Origin of the sequence: Allobosea sp. OK403 (assembly GCF_900113835.1) — a bacterium.
Lineage (GTDB): Bacteria > Pseudomonadota > Alphaproteobacteria > Rhizobiales > Beijerinckiaceae > Allobosea.
Map to the genome: position 1 here is coordinate 140,058 of NZ_FOQV01000007.1, position 20,339 is coordinate 160,396.

The window sequence follows — 20,339 nt, forward strand, 5'->3', positions numbered from 1 at the left end:
GTTTCAGACCTCAATGGCTGGCGCTGCGGTCGGCGACGAGCGCGCCCGATGCATGGGTGAGGATCGTCCAGCCGGCCGGCAGATAGACCGAGGTATAGGGTTCCTCGACGATGGCGGGGCCGGCGAGGGGCTGGCTGCTGCTGACCGCGTCACGATCCCAGACCGGCGTCGCGGCCGCGCCATGGCGACCATGGACGGGCCGGCTGCGGGTCGAGGCCTCCGCTTGATGAAGGCCGCCGCGCGCCGGCACGGGTTTCGCCAACCCGCCAACCGCCTTCAGCCTGAGCGCCACGATCTCGACCGCGACCTGTGGCTCGTCATAGGAGAAGCGCTGGCGATGCAGGTCGTGGAAGGCCGCGGTCGCCTTGGCGACGCCGGCGGCCGAGAAATCCGCCCCGTCCAAAGCCACGCGCAGATCGAAGGCCTGGCCGGCATAGCGCAGATCGACGGCCCATTCGAAGCGCTGTGCTTCTGTGGCGACGCCGTCCTCTGCCAGCAAGGCCTGCGCCTCGACGATGAGGCGCTTCGCCTTGTCACTGAGCGACGGCGCGAGCTCGGAAAAGAGCCCGATCTGCGTGGCGCTGAGATCATGGGCGATGTCGGACCAGAGGATGCCCCAGGCCGAGAGCGTCGAGGCATGAGCCGGGAAGATCACGCGACTGATGCCGAGCTCTTCGGCGACCTCGCAGGCATGCACTCCGCCGGCGCCCCCAAAAGAGAGCAGCGCGAAATCCTCGGGATCCATGCCCTTCTCGAAGAGCGAGAGCCGCGTCGCGGTCGCGAGCGCTGAATTGGCGACATCAATGACGCCCGCCGCGACCTGATCGATCGAAAGATCGAGCCTGGCGGCGATCTCTTGCGCCGCCTTGCGCGCGGCCTCGCGGTCGAGCGGCATCGCTCCACCCATGAAGCTCGCCCCGTCGAGACGGCCGAGCAAGAGGTTGGCGTCGGTCACGGTCAGGCGGGTGCCACCTTTGCCGTAGCAGGCCGGGCCGGGGTCCGCGCCGGCCGAATGCGGGCCGATGCGCAGGCGATAGCCGTCATCGACCCAGGCGATCGAGCCGCCGCCGGCGCCGATGGTGCGCATCTCGATCATCGGCAGGCGCACCGGCAGGCCGTCGACCTCGCCTTCATTGACCATCGAGATCTGGCCGTCATGGACGACCGAGACGTCGAAGGAGGTGCCCCCCATGTCGACGGCGACGAGATTGGGCTCGGCGAGTTCGACCGAGAGCCGCCTAGCCGCGGCCGCGCCGCCGCTCGGTCCTGAGAGCAGCAATCGCGCCGGCTCGCGCCCGGCCTTGGCAAGGCCCGAAACGCCGCCATTCGACTGCACGAGATAGACCTGGGCCTCGGGGATCTCATCCCTGAGCCGTCCGGCGAGCCGGTCGGTGTAACCCTGCACGATCGGCACCAGCATGGCGTTGAGCGCCGTCGTCGACATGCGCTCATATTCGCGGATTTCCGGCGAGATGTCGCAGGCAAGCGTGATCGCCACATTCGGCAGCAGCTCGCCGAGAAGCGCGCCAATGCGCCGTTCATGCGTGGGATTAGCGTAGCCGTGCAGCAGGCAGACCGCGACCGACTTCACCTCGGCCCTGGCGAGCTCGGTCGCGATGCGGCGCACGCCATCCTCGTCGAGCGGCACGGTGACTTCGCCGGCTGCGTTGACGCGTTCGGTCACGCCGAAACAGAACCGGCGCGCGACCAGTGGTTCGGGTTGGGCAAAGGTGATCGCATAGACATCGGTGCGACCATGCCGGCCGATCTGCATGATGTCCTCGAAGCCCGCCGTGGTGACGATGGCGCCTAGTGGCAGCTTGCGTTCGAGCACGGCATTGGTCGCGATCGTGGTGCCGTGCAGCAGGTATTGCACCGCCTGCATCGGAAAGCCGAAGCGCTCGGAGGCCTGACGGATGCCGGTCAACAGGCCGATCGAGGGATCGGCCGGCGTGCTCGGCGTCTTGATCTGATGGATCGCGCCGGAGCTTGCATCGAGGATTTCGATGTCGGTGAAGGTGCCGCCGATGTCGACGGCGATGCGGATATCTTGCTGCATGAGGCAAAGCTCCGGTGCTCCCGCTCGCCAGGGCGAGCAGGTCATGTCTTGCGAAATGAAATTCGGTTCGGCCGTTCTAGCGGCCCGTCTCAGCGGAAATGGGGACCATCTGGCCTCCCTGGTCGCGCGGCTTCCATGTGTTTGAAACTCATATGCGCGTCACTTCACGAAGGTCTTGGCGAGGCCGGATGTCCGGTCGACCACAAGCACGACGAGCAAGGTGAGGATGACGAGCAGGACCGAGAGCGACGCGACCAGCGGATCGGCCTGCTGCTCGACATGGTGATACATCGCCACCGGCAGCGTCGAGATGCGTGGGCCGGTCATGAACAGCGACAGCACGACCTCGTCGAACGAGACCAGGAAGCAGAGCGCCGTCGTACCGATCAGCCCCGACTTCATCATCGGCAGGGTGATGCGGCGGAACACGGTGAAGGGCGAGGCGCCAAGCGTCGCTGCCGCCTCCTCGATCGGGATCGGCAGGGTCGCAAGCGCGGTCGCCAGCACCCGGATCGCATAGGGCAATGTCACCACGAGATGAGCGGCGACCAGCCCCTGGAAGGTCGCGAGCAGGCCATAGCGCGAGAACACGATCAGGATGGCGAGGCCAAGCACGATGGTCGGCAGCAGCAGCGGCGCGGTGAACAGCGCGCTCATCGCCTCCGAGCCGCGGGGCTTGAGCCGCACCAGCGCATAGGCCGCCGGCAAGCCGATCAGCAGGCTTAAGGTCGTCACCACGAAGGCGAGCAGCAGGCTCGTCCAGAAGGCCGAGGTCATCTTCCCATCAGCGAAGATCGCCGGATACCATTTCAGGCTCCAGCTCGAGGGCGGGAACATCATGTAGCTGTCGCCGGAAAACGAGATCGGCACGACGACGATCAATGGCGCCAGCAGGAACACGAACATCGTGAGCGCCATGAGCTTCAGGGTAAGCGAGACGGGACGTTCATCCATGATCAGCCTCCCTCACATGATCGCGCGCAGCGCGCGGGTATAGAGCACGAGCGCGCCGCCGAAGATGACGAGCACCAGGATCGAGAGCGTCGCCGCGAGCGGCCAGTTCAGCGTCACGATCGCCTGGTCGTAGATCTCGGTGGCGAGCAGGAAGACGCGGCCGCCGCCAAGCAGCTTCGGCGTGATGAAGGAGGAGACCGCGAGCACGAAGCAGAGCAGGCAGCCGAGCGCGATGCCCGGCAGCGTCAATGGCAGGATGATGCGGCGGAAGATCGTGAAAGGTGGCGCGCCTAATGTGGAGGCGGCTTCCTCGATGCGCGGATCGAGCCGGCCGAAGCCGGCGAGCAGCGCCAGGATCATATAGGGCATCAGGATCTCGGTGAGGCCGATGACGACGCCGGTCTTGTTGAACATCAAGCGCAGCGGCGCGATGCCGATGGCGGAGAGCGCGTTGTTGACGAGCCCGCTATCGGAGAGGATCGCGATCCAGCCATAGGTGCGCACCACCGCCGAGGTCAGCAATGGCGAGATCACCAGCACCAGCAGGATGGTCCGCCAGGTACCGCTGGAGCGGTGCAGGTAAAGTGCGATCGGGTAGGAGCAGACCAGGGTCAGCAGCGTGATGCCGAGGCTGACCGTGATGCTGTTCAGGATCAATTCGGCGTAGAACGTGTCCTTGAAGACGGTGAGCCAGGTCGCGAGCGTGTAGACCTCGCGCATCGCGCCGGTCGGCTCGACCTCGTAGAACGACATCCGCGCCAGATTCAGCACCGGCACGAGGAAGCCGAGCGCATTGATCAGCGCGATCGGCGCGATCAGCAGGACGACCAGTGCAAGGCCGCTCCTGCGCGCTTCCGAGACTGGCGCGGGGGGCGCGATGGCGGCAGCCGCGCTCACGCCGCTGTTCCGTAGACGAAGACATCCTGCCGGCGCCAGGACAGGGTCACGGCGGCGCCCGGTTGCAGCACGGTCTCGCCGCCGCGCGTCGCCAGCTCGACCGAGACGATCTGCCCGGCGACATCGACGTCGTATTGCAGGATATCGCCGGCGAAGATGGTGCGCGCGACGATGCCGGAAACGCGATGGTCGCCGGCTGTCGCATCCGCGCCCGCAGCCGAGAGCACGACGCGGTGCGGGCGGACCATGATCTCGACGGGGCCGGAAAGGCCAGCTTGCGCGGCGAAGCTTTCGCCGGCGAATTCGGCCACGCCGTCCCGGGCCGTGGCCTTCAGCCGGTTGCTGCGGCCGACGAAGCCGGCGACGAAGGCGGTCTTCGGCGTCTCGTAGAGATCGACCGGCGTGCCGACCTGTTCGAGTCGGCCCTGGTTCATGACCACGACCTTGTCGCACATGGTCAAGGCCTCGACCTGATCATGCGTCACGAAGATCGCGGTGATGCCGAGCCGCTTCTGGATGTCGCGGATTTCATTGCGCATCTCATCGCGCAATTTGGCGTCGAGATTGGAGAGCGGCTCGTCGAGCAGGAGGATCGAGGGGCGCACGACGAGTGCGCGCGCCAGCGCCACACGCTGCTGCTGGCCGCCCGAAAGCTGGCTCGGCCGGTGTTCCTCCTTGCCGGAGAGGTGCACGAGCGCGATCGCCTCCTTCACGCGCTGGGCGATCTCGTCTTTGCCGACCTTGCGCATCTCCAGCCCGAAAGCGACGTTCCTGGCCACGCTCATATGCGGAAACAACGCATAGCTCTGGAAGACGAGGCCCATGTCGCGGCGATGCGTCGGGACCTCTGTCAGATCCTGCCCGCCGACGACGATGCGGCCCGATGTCGCCGGCACCAGGCCGGCGATCATCCTGAGCGAAGTCGTCTTGCCGCAGCCGGAGGGGCCGAGGAAGGCGACGAGCTCGCCCTTGGGAACCTCGAGATCGAGATTGTCGACCGCCGCAAAGCCGCCATAGCTCTTGGTCAGCCCCTTGAGCGAGAGAAAGCCCTCGCCGGCTTGGCCGGCGGCCGGAGCGGTGATGCGGTCGGTCATGATCGTGCAAGCCCTTATCGTACAAGCCCTTCGGTTCGATCAGCGGCTCAGCGGAATCACCTTGCGGCGCCACTGGTCCATGATCGGCTCGCGGACCTTGGCGAGCGCGATCCAGTCAACCGGGATGACCTTGTCCATCGACTTGACGGCGGTGCGGGCGATCGCCGCCTCCGAAATCAGCGCCTTGGCGTTGGTCGGAGCGTAGAACATGCTCTCGGTGAAGGCTTTCTGCGCCTCGGGGCTCAGCGCATAGTCGATGAACTTGGCGGTGGCCTCCTTGCCCGGCCCACCGGCGACATGGTTGATCGTGTTGATCTGGAAGACGCTGCCTTCCTGCGGCAACACGGCCTTGAGCTTGCCATTGGAGCTATCGGCATTGACCTGCGCGCGCGCGTTCCAGCCGGCTCCGATAACCGCCTGTCCGGAGATGATGACCGGATAGACCTCCGGCTTGGGCTCCCAGGTCTGGACGTTGGGAGCGATCTCGCCCATCGCCGCGATGCCCTTGTCGACGCTGCGGAGATGGTTGAAGCCGCCGCGCGCCTTCTCCAGGATCAGGACGAGCGAGAGACCCTGGATATCGGGCATGCCGGGGATCGCGACCTTGCCGGCATATTTCTTGTCGGCGAGGTCCAGCCAGCTCGTGGGAGCCTCTTTCACGATGTCGGAATTGTAAATCATCACCAGGTTGTCGAAGGTCACCGCGACGCCGTCGACATCGGCGATGCGCGCGGCCGAGAACAGGTCGGCGACGTTGGGGCTGGTCTTCTCGTCGATCTTGACCAGCAGCTTCTCGTCGGTCGCGGCCTTCGAGACCGAGACGTCCATGATCGCGACGTCGGCCTGCGGCGCCGCCTTCTGGGCGCGCAGATTACCCAGCATCTGGGCCGAGTTCGGCATCGGGAAATATTCGATCTTGATGCCGGGATTGGCCTTCATGAACGGCTCGACCACAGCCTTGGTGTAGCGCTCCTGGAACAGGCCGGAATAGGCCATCAGCGTCACGGTCTGCTGGGCCATGGCGGAATGGGACGAAAGCCCTGCCGCGATGGCGGCGGCAATGGCGAATTTGGTCGAAATCTGCATGCGAAATCCCCTCTCTTGTGATGCGCGGGCGGTTATCCGCCCGTCGTCAGGCTGTTCAGTCGGTTCGTCCCTCAGGCTTTGGCGAGCTTGCCTTCAACAATGGCGGTCGCGCCGGAGATGTCGGGCAGTTTCTCGCCCTTGCGCAGGCGCTCCAGCAGCACGAGCTCCTGCTGCTGCATCTCGATCGCGCGGCGGGCATAGGCTTCTGCGGTCGCGGCCTTGAGCACGACGACGCCGCTTTCATCGCAGAGCACGGCGTCGCCGGGCTCGATCGTTTGGCCACCGACGCTGACCGGCACGTTGATCGCTCCCTCGGTGCCGAGGATCTTGGTGGTGATCGGCGAGGGGCCGCGGCACCACATCGGCATGTCGGTCTTGACGATCTCGGAGAAGTCGGTCGCCGGGCCATCGATCACGCCCGCCGTCACGCCTGCGAGTTTCATGGAATGGGTCACGACGCCGCCCCAGCAGGCATGCTTGGTATCGCCGCAGCGGTCGATGACGACGACATCGCCCGGCCGCACCATTTTGGTCAGGTAGTGCAGGGCAGTCGAGTCCGCATGCGGGATGCGGATGGTGACGGCAGTGCCGGCGACCCGCTTGGTCGGCAGGACCGCGCGAATTTCACGATCGACGAAGCCGGAATGCAGCACATGGCCGATGGTCGCGACTTCGCATTGCTCGAGCAGGGCGACGAGGTCGGCGGAGATCTGCGCCGGCATGGGATTGACGATGAACATGATGGGCTTTCCGCTTAGGCGACGACGTGGTGGTTGGCGACCGGCACGGCCGCGCGGACCTTGGCCGTGTAATCGAAATCGAGCCTTGCACTGGTCGTGCCGACGCCGTCGGAGGCCTGCGCGGCGATATGGCCCCAGGGATTGATCACCATGGAGTGGCCGTAGCAGGCGTTCTTGCCCTGGGCGTGGGTGCCGGTCTGGCCGGTCGCCAGGAACCAGGTCTGCGTCTCGCAGGCGCGCGCCCTCGCCAGCAACTCCCAATGGTCCTTGCCGGTCATCAGCGTGAAGGCGGCGGGCAGGACGATGATGTCGGCGCCGGCGTCGCGCAATTTGCGGAAGAGCTCGGGGAAGCGGATGTCGTAGCAGATGGCGCAGCCGACGGTGGTGTCGTCGACCTTGTAGGTGACGATGTCCTTGCCGCGAGAGACCATGTTGGATTCGCGGTAGCTGACGCCGCCCGGCGCATCGACGTCGAACAGATGGATCTTGCGGTAATGCGCGATCTGCTTTCCGTCCGGCCCGAACACGATCGTGGCGTTGAAATAGTCATCGCCGTCGCGCTCGCAGACGCTGCCGGCATGCAGCGTGATGCCATGCTTCTCGGCCAGGCCCGACATCAGGCGGTAGCTCTCGCCATTGGGGAAGGTCTCGGCGCTGTTGCGCATCGCCTCCGGGCTGCCGTCGAGGAAGGCATAGTATTCCGGCAGCACGACGAGATCGGGATTCTCCTCGGCGACGACCTTCTCGATCAGCGCCTTGGCCATTTTGAGGTTCGCGGATTTGTCATCCTGCGAGTTCATCTGGACGAGCGAGACTTTCACCGGCGTTCTCCCTGCAAAGGCCGTGAGCGTGACGCGTGACGAGGAAGCCCGGTTGCCGGGCGACGTCATGCTCCATTGCGGCCGTCTCGCAGCAGACCAAACGCGGGCAAGCGCGGCAAACGCGAAATTCTTGTTCGCCTCGACAAGAATTGCTTATGAGACCGGCATGGTCAGAACCTGCCGCATTTGCGGGCAAGGTCCCGCGCCGTCATGCCGAGCCGGGGGAGGTCGCGATCTCGACCGCCATGTCCGCGATCAGCGCCGGCAGGGCGTTGCCGGGATTATCGGCGAAGACGGCATGGAAATGCAGTGCCGGCAGCCGGGCGTCGACATCGAGCGTGCGGAGTTCGCCGCTGTCGAGGAACTCCTGCACCACGACCTGCGCCAGCGCCGCGACGCCGACGCCGTCGCGCAGCAGCCGCGTGACGGTGGCGAGCGAGTTGGCGTTGAAGATGCGCACCGCCCCCGCATCGAGCCCGGCGAGTTCGATCGCGCGCAAAATGGCCTGATGGGGTTGGGAGCCCTTGGAATGGGCGAAGATCGGATAGTCGCCGAAATCGGAGATCGCTAGCCGACCCGGTTTCAGGGCAAGGCGCGGCGAGCCAACCCACACGCATTCGAAGATGCACAGCTCGATGTTGCGGATATGGGGCGCCACCACGGGGCCCATGATCAGGCCGAGATCGATCTGGCCGTCCTGGATCTGGCGGGCGAGGTTGAGGCTGGTGTCGACGTTCAGGTCGATCGTGACATTGGGATAAGCGACCTTCACCCGCTCGATCAGCCGCGGCAGCCAGGCATAGACGATCGAGTCGATCGCCCCGATCATGACGGTGCCGCGCATCTGCCCGGTATCGGCGATCAGCCGCTCCAATTCGCCGACCATGCGCACGATCGCCTCGGCCTGGGGCAAGGCGCGCTGACCGTGCGAGGTCAGGCTGACGGTGCGCAGATCGCGCTCGAACAGGCGCACGCCGAGCTCGCGCTCCAAGGTGGCGATCCGGTTCGAGACGGCGGCCTGGGTCGTGCAAAGCTTGTCGGCCGCGACCGAGAAATTCCGCAATCGCGCGACCCAAACGAAGGTTTCGAGGAATTTGAGGTTCAAATCGGAGCCGCTTCGCGTGTGGGCGCGGCGCGAGCCTGCGCCGCCCGCCCTGACTTAGCCCCGTTTGCCCCTCGCCGGGAAGGACCAGCTAGAGCGTTTTCGAGCGAAGTGGAGGCCGGTTCGCGTGAAGAAAACGCGTCACAACAAATGTTAGGGCAATTGAACGATCCAGTCGGATCGTTCAATTGCCCTAACGGCGCCAGCTAGCGCCGCCGGTTTGCCGCGGCGGGATCGGACTGCCATGTCGCGGCGGACATGGTCGGCAGGTCGAAATAGTCGCGCGTCGTCGCATAGCCATGGCCGCCCATGCGGCCCACGGCGTCGAGCGCGGCGGGATCGACATAGAGCTTCTCGGCATTGATCGTATCCGCGCGGAAATGCGCATAGACCACCTCGCCCAGGATGATCTCGCGCGAATTGCCGATGCCGAGCGTGGTGTGGTGGCGGCATTCGAACGCCGCCGGTGCCTGGCCGATCCAGGGGCAGGGCACCTTGACGCCTGGCATGGCGGTAAGGCCGGCCTGAGCCAGCTCGTCGGTCCCGGATTCGAACGGCACGGCGCAGATATTCATGCCCTCGACCAGCGCGTCGGAGACGATGTTGACGGTGAAGGCGAGCGTCTCGCGGACATTGCGGCCGGTGTCCTTCTGTCCGCCGGTCGGCCGGTACTCGACGCCGAGCGCCAGGATAGCCGGATCGGCCGAGAGGCAGTTGAAGAACGAGAACGGCGCGGCGTTGACGACGCCTTGCGCATCGACCGTCGTCACCAGCGCGATCGGGCGCGGCACGACCGCGCCGATCAGGAGCTTGTAGCGCTCGCGCGGCGAAAGCTTCGCGAAATCGAAGGTGACGACCTGCGGGGCAGCCTCGATGGGCTTCGGCTCTGTCGACAGCTCGGTCACGGCGGGTTCAGTCCTTCGCTGAGGGCATAGGGGGCGAGCAGGTCGCGGATGTCGCGCTCGGCGCGCGGCGTCAGCAGGGCCCGCGTCACGACGGATTGCAGATGGTGGTCCATGAGATGGGCGGCGCGCGCGCCATCGCCCGCCCGCAAGGCCTCGATCAACTGGCGATGCTCCGAGACCGCGCATTCCGAGGAATGCGGCCGGCCATAGATCGCCAGGATCAGCGAGCAGCGCGACGAGGCCTCCTGGACATAGCGCAGCAGCAGGGCGTTGCCGGTCATCTCGGCGAGCTTGATGTGGAATTCGCCGGAAAGCCGGATCGATTCCGGTCCGTCCTGGCCATGCGCCTTCTCTTCCTGGCGGACATGGGCTTCGAGCTCGGCGGCCTGTGCGGCGGTCAACCGGCCGGCGAGATTCTCGGCGACAAGGCGCTCGAGCCCCCGGCGCACGTCGAAGACGTCGCGCGCCTCCTCCAGCGTCGGATAGGCGACGGAAGCGCCGCGATTGGGCTTGAGCTCGACCAGCCCCTCGATCGCGAGGCGACCGAGCGCCTCGCGCACCAGGGTGCGGCTGACCCCGAGCTGCTCGCCGATCGAATCCTCCGGCAGCTTCATGCCGGGCTTCAGCGCCTGTTCGATGATGGCGCGCCGGAGCGCTCTGTATACCGATTGCGCGCGCAATCCGGGTTGGCGGGAATCGGTCATCGTCGCCCGTTTCTGTCCTGGTTCAGCCCTCTGAGGCTCACTCCATGTCACGGGATTCGGCTCCGCTCCAGTTTTTCGCTTGTCTTCAATAATCGTATACAATACGACATCTAGATAGTATGCAAGATTGATTATCAATCACACACGACGTGCCGCGGAAAACGCCAATCTGGTTGATAAAACGGCATCGGCGAGGGGCAGCGGGCCGGGCGAGCGCCAAAGACGCGCGGCGGGCTCATCGAAAGGGAGAGTTTCGATGAAGAGAGCTTGGATGCTGGCGGCCATTGCCGCTTTCGCGCTGACCGGCGCGGCCGAGGCGAAGACGCTGAAATGGGGCGCGGCGCGCGAGATCGCTTCGCTCGACCCCTATTCCTATGGCGACACCTTCACGCTTTCGGTGCTGAACCATGTCTATGAGGGGCTGGTGCGCTACACCGGCGATCTCAAGATCGAACCGGCATTGGCGGAGTCCTGGGAGACGGTCTCACCGACGGTCTGGCGCTTCAAGCTCCGCCAGGGCGTGAAGTTCCACAACGGCAACCCGTTCACGGCTGACGACGTCGTCGCCTCGCTGGAGCGCGTCACCAACGATGCCTCGCCGCTCAAGGGCAATCTGCCGGCCTATAAATCCTCGAAAAAGATCGACGACTACACCGTCGAGATCGAGGTCAACGGCCCTTATCCGCTGCTGCTCAACGACCTCACCAACATCTTCATCTTCAACAAGGCCTGGCTCGTCGCCAACAACTCGCTGCTGCCGACCGATTCCGGCAAGGGCGTGAAGGGCTACGCCACCGACAATGCCAACGGCACCGGCCCCTTCATCGTCGAGAGCCGCCGCGCCGACGCCAAGACCGTCTACGTCAAGAACCCGAACTGGTGGGACAAGCCCCAGCACAACATCGACACGATCGAGTTCCTGCCGATCGCCTCGGCCTCGACCCGTGTCGCGGCGCTGCTCTCGGGCGAGATCGACTTCACCAATGTCGCGCCCTTGCAGGACCTGCCGCGCCTCTCGGCCTCGCCCGAGGTCAAGGTGCTGCAGACCAATGAGCTGCGCACCGTGATCTTCGCGCTCAATCTCAAGGACACGCTGTTCGAGAGCGATGTGAAGGATAAAAACCCGCTCAAGGATATCCGCGTTCGCGAGGCGCTCTACCGCGCCATCGACATCGACGCGGTCCAGAAGCGCGCCATGCGCGGCCTGTCGCGCAATACCGGCGCCCTGATCGCTCCGGCCATTCCCGGCTATGAGCCCTCGCAGGATGTGCGCCTGCCCTTCGATCTCGATGGCGCCAAGAAGCTGCTGGCGGCGGCAGGCTATCCCAACGGCTTCTCCTTCCAGATGAACTGCCAGAGCGATGGTCTCGTCAATGAGGAGGAGTTCTGCCAGGCGGTCGCCTCGATGTGGTCGCGCGCCGGCTTGCGGCCCAATCTGAGCCTCGGCCCGCGCAGTCAGCAGACGCCCAAGCGCGTCAAGGGCGAGTTCGACGTGATTTCCTTCGGCTGGGCCAATGAGCCGATGATCGACGCCTATTCGATCCTGATCCAGGTGATGCGCTCGAAGAGCGGCTCGGGCGGCGTGTTCAACTGGGGCAATTGGGGTGATCCGCGCATCGACGCGCTGATCGACAAGGCCGGCGTCGAACTCGACAACAGCAAGCGCATCCCGATGATGATGGAGGCGCTGAAGATCGCCAAGGCCGAGCATCTCTTCATTCCGCTGCACCAGCAGCCGATGGCCTGGGCGATGCGCAATACCGTGGCCGCGACCGTGCAAGCGTCCGACAACAAGCCGAGGCTGTGGCTGACGACGATGAAGTGAGGGCTCTCGTCTCCCTCCCACGTCATCCTGGACAAGCCGCGCAGCGGCGCAGCTCCGGGATCCATCGTAGAGCTCCGGAGCCCTCCGATGGATCCCGGCCACCCTTCGGGTGCCCAGGATGACGGCGGGAGGGTGGCGAGCGACCAGACTGTCCGATCCGACGGAACCTTCCGCCTCCCCACCGGAGACGCACCATGCCGGCCTTCCTCTTCAAGCGCCTCCTGAACGCGGCCGGCGTCATGCTTGCGGTCGCCTTCCTCGCCTTCCTGATCTTCCGCTTCGTCGGCGATCCCGTCGAACTGATGCTGAACGAGCAGGCGAGCCAGGCGCAGCGCGACGAATTGCGGATCAGGCTCGGGCTCGACAAGGGCTTCGTCCTGCAGTTCGCGACCTTCGTCGGCAATGCGCTGCACGGTGATTTCGGCATCTCCTACCGCAACCAGCAGGAGGTCTTCACGCTGATCTCCGAGCGCTTCCCCGCGACCTTCGAGCTGGTGCTGGTGGCGACGTTTCTCTCGCTCGCGGTCGGGATTCCGTTGGGCGTCTACACCGCCATCAAGCGCGACAGCTGGCTCGCCAAATTCCTGCAATTCGTCTCAGTTCTCGGCGTCTCCTTGCCGAGCTTCGCGCTCGGCATCCTGTTCATCCTGCTGTTTTCGGTGACGCTGCAATGGCTGCCGGCCTTCGGGCGCGGCCAGGTCGTGCAGATCGGCTGGTGGAGCACGGGCTTCCTCACCCCTTCCGGCCGGTTGGCGCTGATCCTGCCCGGCATCACGCTTTCGCTCTTCCAGATCACGCTGGTGATGCGGTTGGTCCGGGCCGAGATGCTGGAGACGATGCGCACCGATTTCATCCGCTTCGCCCGGGCGCGCGGGCTGACGCTGCGCGCCGTCCACTTCCGCCACGCTTTGCGCAATTGCCTGATGCCGGTGATCACCGTGACGGGCCTGCAGATCGGCAATCTGATCGCCTTCGCGCTGGTCACGGAGACGGTGTTCCAGTGGCCGGGCATGGGCCTGCTCTTTGTCCAGGCGGTGACCTTCGTCGATATCCCGGTGATGGCGGCCTATCTGATCGTGGTCTCCTTCATCTTCGTCTCGCTGAACACGCTGGTCGACCTGCTCTACGCCTATGTCGATCCGCGCCTGCGCGAGGATGCGATCTCGGGAGCCGCCAATGCCCGCTGAGTCTGCAAAGGCCCTGGAGGCCGCGAAGCCAGGCCGCCTGCGCCGCTTCCTCGACAGCGATATCGGCTGGAGCTTCAGGCGCACGCCGGCGGCCTGGCTCTCGGCGATCGTGCTCGTCCTGCTGATCGCCACGGCGCTGCTGGCCCCGCTGATCGCAGTCCAGAACCCGTACGACCTCTCGCAGATCTTCATCGACAAGGCCGAGATCCCGCCGATCTGGGCCAGGGATGGCGAATGGCCCTTCCTGCTCGGTACCGATCCGCAGGGGCGCGACGTGCTCTCCGCCATCCTCTACGGTACGCGCGTCTCGCTGATCATTGGGCTCGCCGCCGTCATCGTTTCGATGGCGCTGGGCGTCAGCATCGGGCTGGTCTCCGGCTACTATGGCGGGCGCATCGACAATCTGCTGATGCGGCTCGGCGATACCGTGCTCTCGATCCCGACGCTGCTGATGGCGATCCTGGTCAGCGCGATTTTCCGCGAGCTTTTGCCGCCGGCGCTGCGCGAGCCCTTCGCCGCCGTCGTGCTCGTCGTCTCGATCTCGCTGACCAACTGGGTGCAATATGCCCGCACGGTCCGCGCCTCGACCATGGTCGAGCGTCGCAAGGAGTATGTGCTCGCCGCCCGCATCATCAAGGTCGCGGCGACACGCATCATGGCCCGCCATATCCTGCCCAACACGCTCACCCCGGTGATGGTGGCGGCAACGCTGAATCTCGGCCTCGCCATCCTGTCGGAGGCGACGCTCTCCTTTCTGGGCGTCGGCATGCCGATCACCCAGCCCTCGCTGGGCACGCTGATCCGCATCGGCAACCAGTATCTCTTCTCCGGCTCCTGGTGGCTGGTCGTCTTCCCCTCGCTCCAGCTCGGACTGATCGTGCTCTCGGTCAATTTGCTCGGCGACTGGCTGCGCGACGCGCTGAACCCGAAGCTGCGGTGATGACGGAGCGGCGAGCTCGACCGTGACGCTTAAAAAAACAACGAGGAAACGCCTGAGATGACCGCCTCCCTACTTCTCCGCAATGTCCGTCCCTATGCCGGTGCCACCACCGATATCCTGATCGAGAATGGCCGCATCAGCCGGGTCGCGCAAGGTATCGAGGCCCCTGCCGGTGTGCCGGTCGAGGACGGTCGCGGCGAGATCGTCATCCCCGGCCTCGTCGAGGCGCATACCCATCTCGACAAGAGCCTCTGGGGCCTGCCCTGGTACAAGAACGAGGTCGGACCCAAGCTCCTCGACAAGATCGACAACGAGCGCGAGAACAAGAAGCGCCTGAACATCGACCCCTATCGCCAGTCGGCCCGGCAGAGCATCCAGTCCTCGCTGATGGGCTCGACCCATATCCGCAGCCATGTCGATGTCGACACCGAGCATGGCCTATGGGGTGTCGAGGGCGTGATGCGCACCCGCGACGAGTATCGCGACATCGTCGACATCGAGCTCGTCGCCTTCCCGCAATCGGGGCTGCTGCGCCGGCCGGGCACGCTGGAGCTGATGGACCAGGCGATGAAGGCCGGTTGCGAGATCGTCGGCGGGCTCGACCCTTGCGCCATCGACCGCGATCCCAAGGGCCATCTCGATGCCGTTTTCGCGCTCTGCCAAAAATATGGCAAGCCGCTCGACATCCACCTGCACGAGCCCGGCGAAATGGGGCTGTTCTCCTTCGACCTGATCGTCGAGCGGACGCGTGCGCTTGGCATGAAAGGCAAGGTCACGGTCAGCCACGCCTTCTGCCTCGGTGTCGATGCAGCGCTGGTCGATCCGCTGATCGCGCAGCTCGCCGAGCTCGACATCGCCATCATGACGACGGCGCCCGCCAGCCGCCCGGCTCCGCCGGTGCGCAAGCTGATCGAAGCCGGTGTGCGCGTCTGCTCCGGCAATGACGGCATCCGCGACACCTGGGGGCCCTATGGCAACGCCGACATGCTGGAGCGCGCCATGTTCGTTGGCCTGCGCAACAATTTCCGCCGCGACGACGAACTCAGGATGGCGCTCGATGTCTGCACCAGCGAGGGCGCCAAGGTGATGGAGATCGAAGGCTACGGGCTGACTGAGGGCAGCACTGCCGATGTCGTGATCCTGCCGGGCGAGACGGTCGCGGAGGCGATCGTCACCCGCTCTTCCAAGCGTCGCGTCGTCAAGCGCGGCAAGGTCGTCGCGCGCGATGGCGTCTCGATCAGGACCGCGCCGTGAGCTTGCGCGCCGACAGACGCCCGGAAGGGCGCATCCTGCTCACCGCGCGCTGGCTCGTCGGTCACGCGCAGGGGCGCCATCGCCTCTATGAGAACGGCGAGATCGTCTTCGAGGATGGCGAAGTCGTCTTCACCGGCCATGGTTTTCCCGGCGAGGTCGCGCGCCGCATCGACTACGGCAATGCGCTGATCGGGCCGGGCTTCGTCGATTGCGATGCGCTCTCGGACCTCGACACCACGATCCTGGCCTATGACAATCAGCCGGCCTGGAAGAAGGGCCGCGTCTGGCCGCGCTCCTATCTCGAAGCCGGCCCCTACGAGATGTATTCGCGCGAGGAGCTTGCCTTCCAGAAGAAGCACGCCTTCGCCACGCTGATCCGCAACGGCATCACCACCGCGCTGCCGATCGCCTCGTTGTTCTACCGCGCTTGGGGCGAGACGCCCGAGGAATTCCAGGATGCGGCGGAAGCGGCTGCCGGGCTTGGCCTGCGCGCCTATCTCGGCCCGGCCTATCGCACCGGCAATCAATTGGTCGAGGCCGATGGCCGCATCAGCACGCATTACGACGAGCCGCGCGGCCTGGCCGAGCTCGATGCCGCGATCGAGTTCTGCGAACGCAACGAAGGCGCGGCCGGCGGGCTGATCCGCACCATGCTGGCGCCGGATCGAATCGAGACGTCGACAGCCGAATTGCTGCGTCGCACGGCTGCTGCCGGGCGCGCCTTGAAGGTGCCGGTGCGCCTGCATTGCTGCCAGTCGAAGATCGAGTACGACCTCGTTCTGGCCCAGCATGGCATGAGTCCGCCGGAATGGCTGCAGAGCCTCGGCTTCCTCGACGAGCGTTCGCTCTTGCCGCACGGCACCTATGTCTCGGGCAGCCGCCATGTCGACCGCACCGGCCGCGACCTCGAGATCATTCGCGATGCCGGCGCCACGATCGTGCATTGCCCGCTGGTCTCGGGCCGGCACGGCAACGCCATCGATCATTTCGGCCGCTATCGCGAGATGGGCGTGAGGCTCGCCATGGGCACGGATACGAGCCCGCCCGACATGATCATGAACCTGCAGGTCGGCATGATCCTGGCTCGCACCATGGCCGGCAGCGTCCATGCAGTGCGCAGCGAGGATTATTACGACGCGGCCACCATCGGCGGGGCCGATGCGCTGGGCCGCCCCGATCTCGGCCGGCTCCAGCCGGGCGCGCGCGCCGACATCACCGTCTTCGATTTCGACCGCCCACATCTCGGCCAGGTCATCGACCCCATCCAGACCATGCTGCTCGCCGGTCATGGCCGCGATTTCGCGACGGTGATCATCGACGGACGCTTCGTGATGGAGGAGCGCGTGATCCCGGGCAGCAATGAGGCGGCGGACAAGCTCCGTGCTCAGAAGCAGTTCGAAGGCGTGATGGCGCGCTATCCGCAACGCACCCATGGTCACCCGCCTGTGAGCGAGATCTTCTCCTCGAGCTATCCGGTCGAACGTGCGGGAGGGACAACATGAGCGCCGTCGCTCCGCCGCTGCTTTCGGTACGCGATCTCCGCATCGTCTTCGATGGCCGTCATGGCCCGTTGACGGCGCTCGATGGCGTCTCCTTCGACATCGCGCCCGGCGAGATCCTCGGCGTGGTCGGCGAATCCGGCGCCGGCAAATCCTTGACCGGAACGGCGGTGATCGGCCTGCTCGATCCGCCGGGACGGATCAGCGGCGGCTCGATCCATCTCGACGGGCTGCGCATCGACAATCTCCCGCCCGAGCCGATGCGCAAGCTGCGTGGCCGCCAGATCGGCGCGATCTTCCAGGATCCGCTGACCTCGCTGCATCCCCTGCTGACCGTCGGCGACCAGCTCGTCGAGACGATCCTGACGCATCTCCCGGTCGGCAAGGCGCAGGCGCGCAAGCGCGCACTCGATCTCCTGAAGGAAGTCGGCATCCCAGCGGCAGAGACGCGCATCGACCAGTATCCGCACCAGTTTTCCGGCGGCATGCGCCAGCGCGTCGTGATCGCACTCGCGCTTTGCGCCGAGCCGAAGCTGATCATTGCCGACGAGCCGACCACGGCGCTCGACGTCTCGATCCAGGCGCAGATCACCACGCTGCTGAAGCGCCTCTGCCGCGAGCACGGCACGGCGATCATGCTGGTGACGCATGATATGGGGGTCATTGCCGAGACGGCTGATCGGGTTGCCGTGATGTATGCTGGGCGCATCGTCGAGATCGGCCCGGTCGCGGAGGTCACGCGCCGGCCGCATCACCCCTATACCGCCGGTCTGATGGCCTCGATCCCGAGTGTCCACACCCGCAATGCCGTCCTCAACCAGATCGACGGCGCGATGCCGCGTCTGAACGCCATTCCCGAAGGCTGCTCCTTCAATCCCCGCTGCGGGTTCGCAACCGGGTTCTGCCGCGAGCATAAGCCCGGCCTGCCGGTCTCGGCCCATGCCGCCGCCTGTCATTTCCCGCTGATGGAGCCGGCGCATGCGTGAGAGCGGCCCCATCCTCACCGTCTCCAACGCCTCTTGCCGCTTCGATGTCTCGGCGCCGGCTTTGTCGCGCCTGCTGACGCGCGAGCCGCGCCGTATCCTGCGCGCGGTCGAGACCGTCTCCTTCACCGTCGAGCGCGGCACGACCTTCAGCATCGTCGGTGAATCCGGTTGCGGGAAATCGACGCTGGCGCGCATGGTGGTGGGCCTGCAGCGGCCGACCGAAGGTGCGCTGCATTTCTCCGACATCGCCCGCATCGACGGCACGATCGGCCCGCCGCGGGTGCAGATGATTTTTCAGGACCCTTACGCTTCGTTGAACCCGCGCTGGCGTGTCGGCGACATCATCGCCGAGCCGATCCGTGAATTGAAGCTGCGCCAGGACGAGGCGGCGATCACGCAGCGCGTCGGCGACCTCCTGGAGATCGTCGGCTTGTCGCGTACCGATGCTTCCCGCTATCCGCATGCCTTCTCCGGCGGCCAGCGCCAGCGCATCTCGATTGCGCGCGCGCTCGCGACCGAGGCCGATTTCCTGGTCTGCGACGAACCGACCTCGGCGCTCGACGTCTCCGTGCAGGCGCAGATCCTCAACCTGATGGTCCGGCTCCAGAAGGAGTTCGGGCTGACCTATCTCTTCATCAGCCACAATCTCTCGGTTGTGCGGCACATGTCGGATCAGCTCGCGATCATGTATCTCGGCCGCTTCGTCGAGACGGGGCCGGCAGACGAGGTCTTCGGCAACCCGCGCCACCCCTATACGCGTTTGCTGCTCGAGACGATTCCCGATGTCGAGAAGCCCAATCGCGCGCGCCGGCCGATGTCGGGCGAGGTGCCGAGCCCGATCGCGCCGCCGCCCGGCTGCGCCTTCCATCCGCGCTGCGCCATGGCGGCCGATATCTGCCGGGTCGAACGGCCCCCTTTGCGCGCTGTGGCGGCTGGCGCGCTGGCTTGCCATTTCGGCTGATTGCGACGGCTCGAGGCGACACTCATAGCCGAGATGCGCGCCAGGCGGCTGCGCGAGCCCCAGGATATCGTGTAGTCCGTTGTCTGGCGGTGCGGCATCCTGCGCGGCATTCGCGCAAGGCTCCGTCACGATGAAGAACGGCTCTGTCACGATAAAGGACGCCGCCATGTCATTTCGCCCCGATATCGGCACGATGCCGGACGAGTTGCGCGAGCGTCTGGCGCCCGGTGGCGTGCTGCGCGCCGGCATCAACCTGTCGAATTTCCTGCTGGTGTCGAGCCGCACGCCGGATGGCGGCCCCGCCGGCGTCTCCCCCGACATGGCTCGTGCGCTCGCCGATATTCTTGGCGTCGCGTTGCGCTATGTGACCTATGAATCGCCGGGCCTGCTGGCCGATGCTGCGGGGCGCGATGAATGGGATATCGGCCTGATCGGGGCCGAGCCGCAGCGCGCGGAGGTGATCAGCTTCACGCCGGCCTATGCCGCGATCGAGGCGACCTATCTCGTGCCAGCGCAATCGCGTTTCCAGAGTCCGGCCGAGGTCGATGCGGCAGGCGTCCGGATCGCCGTCACCGGCCGCACCGCCTATGGCCTCTGGCTCGACCGCAACATCGTCCATGCCGAGTTAGTGCGCTCGACGACGATGGACGAGGCATTGGCGGATTTCAGCGACAAGAAGCTCGATGCGCTCGCGGGCTTGCGGCCGCGGCTCAACAGCGATGTGGCGCGGACACCTGGTACACGCATCCTCGACGGCCGGTTCATGGCGGTTCAGCAGGCGATCGGCGTCCCGAAGGCGACGGGCGATGCGGTCGCCTACCTCACGAAATTCGTCGAGGCGGCCAGAAGCTCGGGCCTCATTGCCGACCTCATCCGCAAGCACGGCGTCGAAGGTCTCAGCGTCGCCTGAGCCCTGGCGCATCCGCCTTCAACCTGAAGCGCAAGCCACTTCCATGAGAAAGCCACGTCCATGAAGATGTCCGAGATCGCCTTTTCCACGGTCGACTGGTCGCAGGTCGAGCCGACCCGCCACGCCGGCGAGGAGGGCGAGGCGACCTGGCGCACGCGCTTCTTCGGGCCGCAGGACAATCAGATCCGCGTCCGTATCGTCGAATATTCGCCGGGCTATGTCGCCGACCATTGGTGCAGCAAGGGCCACGTCATCCTCTGCCTCGAAGGCGAGCTGGAGACGACGCTGGAGGATGGCCGCGTCTCGGTGCTGACGCCGGGCATGAGCTATCAGGTCGCCGACGGCGCCGAAGCGCATCGCTCGCGCACGACGAAGGGTGCCAAGCTCTTCATCGTTGACTGACAGCGCTCAGCGG

The 20,339-nt window shown here is 65.7% G+C and carries 19 protein-coding genes; 9 read left to right on the top strand and 10 right to left on the bottom strand.

Features of this window, described 5'->3' with window-relative positions; genetic code table 11:
• Positions 1-10: 10 nt before the first annotated feature.
• The 10 genes from BMZ97_RS21515 to BMZ97_RS21560 all read right to left on the bottom strand — a co-directional run bounded on the left by BMZ97_RS21515 (position 11) and on the right by BMZ97_RS21560 (position 10,362).
• Positions 11-2,059: a hydantoinase/oxoprolinase family protein gene (locus tag BMZ97_RS21515; RefSeq protein ID WP_092174434.1), complete on the bottom strand. Its 2,049-nt coding sequence runs from the start codon at positions 2,057-2,059 to the stop codon at positions 11-13.
• Between the two features lie 159 nt (positions 2,060-2,218).
• A complete protein-coding gene (locus tag BMZ97_RS21520; RefSeq protein ID WP_092174437.1) occupies positions 2,219-3,013 on the bottom strand; it encodes an ABC transporter permease in 795 nt (264 codons plus the stop codon).
• A gap of 12 nt (positions 3,014-3,025) precedes the next feature.
• Complete coding sequence (locus tag BMZ97_RS21525; protein ID WP_244546544.1) at positions 3,026-3,892, bottom strand: ABC transporter permease; 867 nt, start codon at positions 3,890-3,892, stop codon at positions 3,026-3,028.
• Between the two features lie 14 nt (positions 3,893-3,906).
• Complete coding sequence (locus BMZ97_RS21530) at positions 3,907-5,004, bottom strand: ABC transporter ATP-binding protein (protein ID WP_092174440.1); 1,098 nt, start codon at positions 5,002-5,004, stop codon at positions 3,907-3,909.
• Positions 5,005-5,043: 39 nt separating this feature from the next.
• Positions 5,044-6,090, bottom strand: a complete 1,047-nt coding sequence (locus BMZ97_RS21535) for an ABC transporter substrate-binding protein (RefSeq protein WP_092174442.1) — start codon at positions 6,088-6,090, stop codon at positions 5,044-5,046.
• A 71-nt stretch (positions 6,091-6,161) separates the two neighbouring features.
• Positions 6,162-6,830 carry an RraA family protein gene (locus tag BMZ97_RS21540; RefSeq protein WP_092174445.1) on the bottom strand — a complete coding sequence of 223 codons (669 nt, stop codon included), beginning with the start codon at positions 6,828-6,830 and terminating at the stop codon, positions 6,162-6,164.
• 14 nt (positions 6,831-6,844) lie between these two features.
• Positions 6,845-7,651: a carbon-nitrogen hydrolase family protein gene (locus BMZ97_RS21545; protein WP_092174447.1), complete on the bottom strand. Its 807-nt coding sequence runs from the start codon at positions 7,649-7,651 to the stop codon at positions 6,845-6,847.
• Between the two features lie 208 nt (positions 7,652-7,859).
• The gene (locus tag BMZ97_RS21550) at positions 7,860-8,756 is read right to left on the bottom strand and encodes a LysR family transcriptional regulator (protein WP_092174450.1); all 897 of its coding nucleotides are present in this window, start codon (positions 8,754-8,756) and stop codon (positions 7,860-7,862) included.
• 203 nt (positions 8,757-8,959) lie between these two features.
• Positions 8,960-9,658 carry a flavin reductase family protein gene (locus BMZ97_RS21555; protein WP_244546530.1) on the bottom strand — a complete coding sequence of 233 codons (699 nt, stop codon included), beginning with the start codon at positions 9,656-9,658 and terminating at the stop codon, positions 8,960-8,962.
• Positions 9,655-10,362 carry a GntR family transcriptional regulator gene (locus BMZ97_RS21560; protein ID WP_092174452.1) on the bottom strand — a complete coding sequence of 236 codons (708 nt, stop codon included), beginning with the start codon at positions 10,360-10,362 and terminating at the stop codon, positions 9,655-9,657. Before BMZ97_RS21560 ends, BMZ97_RS21555 begins: the two co-directional genes overlap by 4 nt.
• A 256-nt stretch (positions 10,363-10,618) precedes the next feature.
• On the opposite strand from BMZ97_RS21560, the gene BMZ97_RS21565 reads away from it, so the two are divergent.
• The 9 genes from BMZ97_RS21565 (at position 10,619) to BMZ97_RS21605 (ending at position 20,326) form a co-directional block, all read left to right on the top strand.
• Positions 10,619-12,187 carry an ABC transporter substrate-binding protein gene (locus BMZ97_RS21565; protein WP_092174455.1) on the top strand — a complete coding sequence of 523 codons (1,569 nt, stop codon included), beginning with the start codon at positions 10,619-10,621 and terminating at the stop codon, positions 12,185-12,187.
• A gap of 194 nt (positions 12,188-12,381) precedes the next feature.
• A complete protein-coding gene (locus BMZ97_RS21570; protein WP_092174458.1) occupies positions 12,382-13,374 on the top strand; it encodes an ABC transporter permease in 993 nt (330 codons plus the stop codon).
• The gene (locus BMZ97_RS21575) at positions 13,364-14,314 is read left to right on the top strand and encodes an ABC transporter permease (RefSeq protein WP_092174461.1); all 951 of its coding nucleotides are present in this window, start codon (positions 13,364-13,366) and stop codon (positions 14,312-14,314) included. Before BMZ97_RS21570 ends, BMZ97_RS21575 begins: the two co-directional genes overlap by 11 nt.
• A gap of 57 nt (positions 14,315-14,371) precedes the next feature.
• A complete protein-coding gene (locus tag BMZ97_RS21580) occupies positions 14,372-15,568 on the top strand; it encodes an amidohydrolase family protein (RefSeq protein ID WP_092174464.1) in 1,197 nt (398 codons plus the stop codon).
• Positions 15,565-17,070: an amidohydrolase family protein gene (locus BMZ97_RS21585; protein WP_244546531.1), complete on the top strand. Its 1,506-nt coding sequence runs from the start codon at positions 15,565-15,567 to the stop codon at positions 17,068-17,070. Before BMZ97_RS21580 ends, BMZ97_RS21585 begins: the two co-directional genes overlap by 4 nt.
• Positions 17,067-18,053, top strand: a complete 987-nt coding sequence (locus BMZ97_RS21590) for an ABC transporter ATP-binding protein (protein ID WP_092174468.1) — start codon at positions 17,067-17,069, stop codon at positions 18,051-18,053. Before BMZ97_RS21585 ends, BMZ97_RS21590 begins: the two co-directional genes overlap by 4 nt.
• A complete protein-coding gene (locus BMZ97_RS21595) occupies positions 18,046-19,014 on the top strand; it encodes an ABC transporter ATP-binding protein (protein ID WP_092174471.1) in 969 nt (322 codons plus the stop codon). The genes BMZ97_RS21590 and BMZ97_RS21595 overlap by 8 nt, the downstream gene beginning before the upstream one ends.
• 166 nt (positions 19,015-19,180) lie before the next feature.
• Positions 19,181-19,924: a transporter substrate-binding domain-containing protein gene (locus BMZ97_RS21600; RefSeq protein ID WP_210188300.1), complete on the top strand. Its 744-nt coding sequence runs from the start codon at positions 19,181-19,183 to the stop codon at positions 19,922-19,924.
• Between the two features lie 60 nt (positions 19,925-19,984).
• Positions 19,985-20,326 carry a DHCW motif cupin fold protein gene (locus BMZ97_RS21605; protein ID WP_069689482.1) on the top strand — a complete coding sequence of 114 codons (342 nt, stop codon included), beginning with the start codon at positions 19,985-19,987 and terminating at the stop codon, positions 20,324-20,326.
• The last annotated feature ends 13 nt before the right edge of the window (positions 20,327-20,339 follow it).

What these genes read in the sequence shown, in the direction of transcription:
- BMZ97_RS21515 (WP_092174434.1), bottom strand. Translation starts at nt 2,059, where the DNA reads ATGCAGCAAGATATCCGCATCGCCGTCGACATCGGCGGCACCTTCACC.
- BMZ97_RS21520 (WP_092174437.1), bottom strand. Translation starts at nt 3,013, where the DNA reads ATGGATGAACGTCCCGTCTCGCTTACCCTGAAGCTCATGGCGCTCACG.
- BMZ97_RS21530 (WP_092174440.1), bottom strand. Translation starts at nt 5,004, where the DNA reads ATGACCGACCGCATCACCGCTCCGGCCGCCGGCCAAGCCGGCGAGGGC.
- BMZ97_RS21535 (WP_092174442.1), bottom strand. Translation starts at nt 6,090, where the DNA reads ATGCAGATTTCGACCAAATTCGCCATTGCCGCCGCCATCGCGGCAGGG.
- BMZ97_RS21540 (WP_092174445.1), bottom strand. Translation starts at nt 6,830, where the DNA reads ATGTTCATCGTCAATCCCATGCCGGCGCAGATCTCCGCCGACCTCGTC.
- BMZ97_RS21560 (WP_092174452.1), bottom strand. Translation starts at nt 10,362, where the DNA reads ATGACCGATTCCCGCCAACCCGGATTGCGCGCGCAATCGGTATACAGA.
- BMZ97_RS21565 (WP_092174455.1), top strand. Translation starts at nt 10,619, where the DNA reads ATGAAGAGAGCTTGGATGCTGGCGGCCATTGCCGCTTTCGCGCTGACC.
- BMZ97_RS21570 (WP_092174458.1), top strand. Translation starts at nt 12,382, where the DNA reads ATGCCGGCCTTCCTCTTCAAGCGCCTCCTGAACGCGGCCGGCGTCATG.
- BMZ97_RS21575 (WP_092174461.1), top strand. Translation starts at nt 13,364, where the DNA reads ATGCCCGCTGAGTCTGCAAAGGCCCTGGAGGCCGCGAAGCCAGGCCGC.
- BMZ97_RS21580 (WP_092174464.1), top strand. Translation starts at nt 14,372, where the DNA reads ATGACCGCCTCCCTACTTCTCCGCAATGTCCGTCCCTATGCCGGTGCC.
- BMZ97_RS21590 (WP_092174468.1), top strand. Translation starts at nt 17,067, where the DNA reads ATGAGCGCCGTCGCTCCGCCGCTGCTTTCGGTACGCGATCTCCGCATC.
- BMZ97_RS21595 (WP_092174471.1), top strand. Translation starts at nt 18,046, where the DNA reads ATGCGTGAGAGCGGCCCCATCCTCACCGTCTCCAACGCCTCTTGCCGC.
- BMZ97_RS21600 (WP_210188300.1), top strand. Translation starts at nt 19,181, where the DNA reads ATGTCATTTCGCCCCGATATCGGCACGATGCCGGACGAGTTGCGCGAG.
- BMZ97_RS21605 (WP_069689482.1), top strand. Translation starts at nt 19,985, where the DNA reads ATGAAGATGTCCGAGATCGCCTTTTCCACGGTCGACTGGTCGCAGGTC.